This window comes from Arcobacter vandammei, assembly GCF_016106035.1.
Classification (GTDB): Bacteria; Campylobacterota; Campylobacteria; order Campylobacterales; family Arcobacteraceae; genus Aliarcobacter; species Aliarcobacter vandammei.
In genome coordinates, this window is record NZ_JADKPZ010000050.1 from 1 (window position 1) to 861 (window position 861).

The window sequence follows — 861 nt, forward strand, 5'->3', positions numbered from 1 at the left end:
GATGAACTACATAACAAAAGATAATTTGAAAACAGCTGATATTGAGGTATTTGATATTGTTGAAGCAGAGCTTGTAAGACAAACAACTCACCTTGAGATGATTGCTAGTGAAAACTTTACAAGCCCAGCTGTTATGGAAGCTATGGGAAGTGTATTTACAAATAAATATGCTGAAGGTTATCCAGCAAAAAGATATTATGGTGGATGTGAACAAGCTGATAAAGTTGAGCAACTTGCAATTGATAGAGTTTGTAAAATATTTGATTGTAAATTTGCAAATGTACAACCACACTCTGGATCTCAAGCAAATGGTGCAGTTTATGCAGCATTACTTAAAGCTGGAGATAAAATCTTAGGTATGGATTTATCTCATGGTGGACACTTAACTCATGGTTCAAAACCAAGCTTCTCAGGTCAAAACTACTCTGCATTTTATTATGGTGTTGAACTTGATGGTAGAATTAATTATGATAAAGTTGAAGAGATAGCAAAACTGGTTCAACCAAAAATAATTGTTTGTGGTGCAAGTGCTTATGCAAGAGAGATTGATTTTAAAAGATTTAGAGAAATAGCAGACAAAGTTGGAGCTATTTTATTTGCTGATATTGCACACATTGCTGGACTTGTTGCTGCTGGTGAACACCAAAGTCCATTTCCTCATGCTCATGTTGTAACAACAACTACACATAAAACTCTAAGAGGTCCAAGAGGTGGAGTTATTATGACAAATGATGAAGATATAGCTAAAAAAGTAAATAGTGCTATTTTCCCAGGTCTTCAAGGTGGTCCTTTAATGCATGTAATTGCTGCAAAAGCTGTTGCGTTTAAAGAAATTCTTGATCCAAAATGGAAAGATTATGC

1 protein-coding gene is annotated in these 861 nt (G+C 34.7%); it reads left to right on the top strand.

Annotated elements, in window-relative coordinates; translation table 11 throughout:
• Window position 1 precedes the first annotated feature (1 nt).
• Window positions 2-861: serine hydroxymethyltransferase (locus tag IQC44_RS11425; RefSeq protein ID WP_198306482.1), on the top strand; the 860-nt coding region annotated here is incomplete at its 3' end.